This is a genomic window from Bradyrhizobium sp. PRIMUS42 (genome assembly GCF_023006515.1).
Lineage (GTDB): Bacteria > Pseudomonadota > Alphaproteobacteria > Rhizobiales > Xanthobacteraceae > Bradyrhizobium.
Genome location: NZ_JALBGZ010000536.1, coordinates 1 through 4,385, shown reverse-complemented (window position 1 = coordinate 4,385; position 4,385 = coordinate 1). Strand labels below are relative to the sequence as shown.

Genomic DNA, 4,385 nt, shown 5'->3' with positions numbered 1-4,385 from the left:
CACCAGCAACACCAGCGCAATGCTGCCCGAGCGCGGCGACGGCTCGTGCGCCGCAACGGGCTCGCGTGGGAGGTCGTGGTCGGTCTCGGCTGTCATCTCAAGCTGGCGCGGCCTGTCGGCAGAGAATCAACGCGCCACAGGGCGCGTGGGGTCCTCCCTGCCTGAATCGGACCCTGAGGTGCAAGGGCAGCAGAGGTGAAAGGTACGCTGATTCCCAGATTACGGCCATTTCCGGTACTTTTCAGGTGTTTTATCCCCGCCCCGCGCCGAATCCCTGCTTCAGCCGCATGACGTAGCCGATCACTTCGGCGACCGCATGATAGTGCTCGGTCGGGATTTCCTGGTCGATCTCGACGGTGGCATAGAGCGCCCGGGCGAGCGGCACGTTCTCCACGATCGGGATGTCGTGCTCGCGCGCGATCTCCCGGATCTTGAAGGCGAGGTTGTCGACGCCCTTGGCGACGCAGATCGGAGCCGACATGCCGCGCTCGTAGGACAACGCCACCGAATAGTGGGTCGGGTTGGTGATGATCACCGAGGCCTTGGGAACCGCTGCCATCATGCGCTTCTTGGAGCGCTGCTGGCGCAACTGCCTGAGCTTGCCCTTGATGTGCGGATCGCCTTCGGACTGCTTGAACTCTTCCTTGATCTCCTGCAGCGACATCTTCTGCCGCTGGAACCAGCTGCGGTACTGGAAGAAATAATCGGCAATGGCGATGACCGCGAGCGCCGCGACCACCGCGCCGAGCAGATGAATGGTCATGCTGGTGCTGGCGCCGAGCATGGCGGCCGGATCGAGCCTGACCATCGCCTCCATGCGATGCCGCTCCGGCCACAGGATCATGGTCATGACCACGCCGAGCAGCACCAGCTTGCCGATGCCTTTGAGAAAATTGGCCGCCGCCTGCTTGCCGAAGATGCGCTTGAAGCCGGCGCCGGGCGAGATCTTGCTGAACTTCGGCGTCAGGGATTCGGTCGACCAGACCAGGCGGTGCTGCAGCATATTGCCGGCAATCGCCGCCAGCACCAGCATCAACAACGGCACGCCGATCGCCGCAAGCAAGGCGAATTCGATCTGCTGCATCAGCGCGAGCAGAGCCTTGCCGTCGGTCTTGATCATCCAGGAATTGGCGAGCAAATTGCGCATCGGCATCAGCAGCCCGCTGCCCACCGAGCCCGAGAAGGTCGAGACCACGAGCGTGCCGCCCGCCATCATGAACCAGGTGTTGATCTCCTGGCTCTTGGCAACGTCGCCGCGTTCGAGCGCATCGTCCAGGCGCTTTTGCGTCGGGTCTTCTGTTTGGCTCTCTGGATCGTTGTCTTCCGCCACGTAGCGCCCGCTTTCCGAAGTTCGTCACTTTCGCGGCCCTGTGCACGAACTTCGGAAAGCACAAGGGCGCTACAAGACACTTAGTTTTGCTAGTGCCGCGGATCGATTTGAAGTTCCTGGTCGGACTCGCGGCTCGCACTGCAGGAACTTCAGATCGGCGGCATTAGCCTCCCTCGTTACCTGAGCGGCATCAATTGGTGCATGACACCGATGAAGTAATCCAGATACGTGCCCATCATCGCCGTGAGCACCACGGCGAGCACCAGGAAGCCCGCGAAGATCGAGAGCGGCACACCGACGAAATAGACCTGCATCTGCGGCATCAGCCGCGCCAGCACCCCGAGCCCGATGTTGAAGACCAGGCCGAACACCAGGAACGGCCCCGAGAGCTGCAGGCCCAGGCGGAACGCGGCGGCAAAGGCGCGCGTCGCGAGCGAGGCGACATCGCCGCTCGACACGGTCTCGCCCGGCGAGAAGATCGTATAGCTGTCGTTGAGCGCCGCGATCACCAGGTGATGGCTGTCGGTGGCGAACAGCAGCGTCACCCCCAGCATGGTCAGGAAGTTGCCGACCAGCACGCCCTGCTGCCCCTGCGTCGGATCGACCGAGGTGACGAAACCGAGTCCCATCTGCTGCGCGATCACCGAGCCCGCGACCTGCAGCGCCGACAGCGTCACGCGCGCGGTCGCGCCCAGCACGATGCCGATCGCGATCTCATGCAGCATGAGTACCAGGAGCGGCGCGAGCGAGCCCATGTCGACCTGGTAGGCGTTGCGGTGCAGCGGCAGGATGATCAGGGTGAGCAGCAGCGCGATCGACAGCTTGATTCGCGTCGGGATATTGGTCTCGCCGAGGCCGGGCAGCAGCATCACCATTGCGCCGACCCGGGCGAAGGCGAGCATGAAGGAAGCGGCGAGCGCCGGCAGCAGCGAGACGTCGATGCGCATGATTGACGCATCTTGCCTCAGCCGCCGATGATTCGCGACGAGATCCGCAGCATGTGGGCGTGGAGGGCGTCGGCCATGAACGGCAGCGCCAGCAGCATCGTGGCAAAGATGGCCAGGATCTTCGGCACGTAGATCAGCGTCTGTTCCTGGATCTGCGTCAGCGCCTGGAACAGCGACACGATGACGCCGACCACCAGACCGACCACCATCAGGGGTGAGGACACGATCACGATGGTCCAGATCGCATCGCGCGCAACGTCGAGGGTTTCGGGGCCGGTCATTTGCAGAATTCCACTGTTCGTTGTCTTAAAGGGCGTCGAGACGCGAGTGGCGAGTAGCGAATGGAAAATGCCCCCACTCGCTACTCGCCATTCGCCACTCCCCAAATTCAGATCGGCATCTTCATGATGTCCTCATACGCCGCGATCACGCGGTCGCGGACCGACACCAGCGTGGACACCGCGACGTCGGTGTCGGCGACCGCCGTGACCACGTCCATCACGTTGGCCTTGCCGGCGGCCATCGCCACCGTCTGCGCATCCGACTTGCGGCCGGACTCCATGACGCTGCCGACGGCGTCCTTCAGCAGCGAGGCAAAGGATTGCCCGCTGGCTTCGGTGCCTTTGCCGGCACCGGCACCGCTGTTCTCCAGCACCCGGGCGAGGTTGGCATAAGCATTGGCGGCGATTGTCGGTGATGCCATGGCTCAATTGTCCTATTCAGCTCTTGAGAATGTCGAGCGTGCGCTGGATCATCCGGCGCGTCGCACTGATGATGTTGAGATTGGCCTCGTAGGACCGCTGCGCGTCGCGCATGTCGGTCATCTCGACCACCGAGTTCACGTTGGGATATTTGACGTTGCCGCTGGCATCCGCGACCGGATTGCTCGGCTCGTATTTGACGCGGAAGTTGGACTGGTCGGGCTTGATCTTGCCGAGGGTGACGACCTGCGCGTCGAGCGTGCGGTCGAGCGCGGAGGAGAAGGTCGGAACCTTGCGGCGGTAGGGATCGCCGCCCGATGTCTGCGCGGTCGAATCCGCGTTCGCGATGTTTTCCGAGATCACCCGCATGCGGCCGGCTTGCGCCCGCAGACCGGAGGTCGCGATCGCCATCGAGCGGGCGAAGTCGCTGCTGTCATTGGCCATGATGCGCCTCCTCTAGCTGTTCTGTTCCGAAGATCATGCGGCTAGCCCTTGCCGATCGCGGTCTTGAGCAGATGCAGGCTCTTCGAATAGAGCGAGGTCGCCGCCGCGTAGTCCATCTGGTTGCTGGCGGCCTTCATCATCTCCTCTTCGAGATTGACGGCATTGCCCGCGGGGCGGGTCTCGAAGCCCGCATTCTTGTTCTGGTCGAATCCGGATGCCGCGCCCGATGGCGTCATGTGAGAACCGCTGGTGCGGGCGAGCGCCAGGGGCCCCATCGAGCCCGTGACGGCCCCGGCCTTGTCGAGTTTCGGCTCGACCAGGTCGCGCGGCCGGAACTTGGGCGTGTCGGAATTGGAGACGTTCTCGGACAGGACGCGCTGGCGTTCCTGGTGCCACTGCATCTTGGTGCGAAGCGCCGACAGCACCGGGAGGTCGTTGATGGACATCGTCGCGGCTCCTTCCGCCTCCTGCGGACCTCCAAGGTCCGAAGCTAGGCAGAATTTGCCGCGTGTATGGTTAACAGCTGGTTAAGGACGTTCCCGACGCCTGTCCCCGCGTGGGACACGATTTTGCGCCCCGTGATTCTACGCCTCCAAAAGTGGCGTTAACCCAACCATTTGGCGGCGCGTGCACAGCCCAAGAAGTCGTTTTGGATCGAGCGATTCATGGGTTATTAAGAGTTGGGGACGGCAAAACTTGCCGTGGGACGTTAAGAAATCGCAGTTTGGGGCATCGTAGGCCGGTGGTTGGCACATCCGACCATGGGCACGAGAACAGCGCCATTTGTCGGGGACAAGTATGCAAGGCAGCCCTATCACCTTCATCGTCGCGTTCATCGTCGTTCTGGCGTTGATCGGTGTCGCTGCTTGGCTGGTTCGCCGATTCGCCAGCAGCCGGCTCGGCGCCAACACCCAGCGTGGCAGGATGCCCCGGCTCGCCGTGATCGATGCCGCCGCGGTCGAC

At 63.1% G+C, this 4,385-nt stretch carries 6 protein-coding genes and 1 pseudogene; 1 reads left to right on the top strand and 6 read right to left on the bottom strand.

Going from position 1 to position 4,385, the window contains the following annotated elements:
* Positions 1-250 precede the first annotated feature (250 nt).
* From flhB to flgB, 6 genes are all read right to left on the bottom strand, one after another.
* Complete coding sequence (gene flhB / locus MOV75_RS28655; RefSeq protein ID WP_246931030.1) at positions 251-1,330, bottom strand: flagellar biosynthesis protein FlhB; 1,080 nt, start codon at positions 1,328-1,330, stop codon at positions 251-253.
* A 176-nt stretch (positions 1,331-1,506) separates the two neighbouring features.
* On the bottom strand, positions 1,507-2,277 hold the full coding sequence (gene fliR, locus MOV75_RS28650) for a flagellar biosynthetic protein FliR (protein WP_246931031.1): 771 nt from the start codon (positions 2,275-2,277) through the stop codon (positions 1,507-1,509).
* 17 nt (positions 2,278-2,294) lie between these two features.
* Positions 2,295-2,558 carry a flagellar biosynthesis protein FliQ gene (gene fliQ, locus MOV75_RS28645; RefSeq protein WP_018321865.1) on the bottom strand — a complete coding sequence of 88 codons (264 nt, stop codon included), beginning with the start codon at positions 2,556-2,558 and terminating at the stop codon, positions 2,295-2,297.
* 107 nt (positions 2,559-2,665) lie between these two features.
* Complete coding sequence (fliE, locus tag MOV75_RS28640) at positions 2,666-2,980, bottom strand: flagellar hook-basal body complex protein FliE (RefSeq protein ID WP_246931032.1); 315 nt, start codon at positions 2,978-2,980, stop codon at positions 2,666-2,668.
* A gap of 16 nt (positions 2,981-2,996) precedes the next feature.
* Positions 2,997-3,422, bottom strand: a complete 426-nt coding sequence (gene flgC, locus MOV75_RS28635; RefSeq protein WP_246931033.1) for a flagellar basal body rod protein FlgC — start codon at positions 3,420-3,422, stop codon at positions 2,997-2,999.
* 41 nt (positions 3,423-3,463) lie between these two features.
* Positions 3,464-3,868, bottom strand: coding sequence for a flagellar basal body rod protein FlgB (flgB, locus tag MOV75_RS28630; RefSeq protein ID WP_246931034.1), 405 nt, complete (start codon positions 3,866-3,868; stop codon positions 3,464-3,466).
* 352 nt (positions 3,869-4,220) lie between these two features.
* On the opposite strand from flgB, the pseudogene MOV75_RS28625 reads away from it, so the two are divergent.
* Positions 4,221-4,385 (top strand): annotated as a pseudogene (locus MOV75_RS28625) (flagellar biosynthesis protein FliO); the annotation flags it as partial.

What these genes read in the sequence shown, in the direction of transcription:
- fliR (WP_246931031.1), bottom strand. Translation starts at nt 2,277, where the DNA reads ATGCGCATCGACGTCTCGCTGCTGCCGGCGCTCGCCGCTTCCTTCATG.
- fliQ (WP_018321865.1), bottom strand. Translation starts at nt 2,558, where the DNA reads ATGACCGGCCCCGAAACCCTCGACGTTGCGCGCGATGCGATCTGGACC.
- fliE (WP_246931032.1), bottom strand. Translation starts at nt 2,980, where the DNA reads ATGGCATCACCGACAATCGCCGCCAATGCTTATGCCAACCTCGCCCGG.
- flgC (WP_246931033.1), bottom strand. Translation starts at nt 3,422, where the DNA reads ATGGCCAATGACAGCAGCGACTTCGCCCGCTCGATGGCGATCGCGACC.
- flgB (WP_246931034.1), bottom strand. Translation starts at nt 3,868, where the DNA reads ATGTCCATCAACGACCTCCCGGTGCTGTCGGCGCTTCGCACCAAGATG.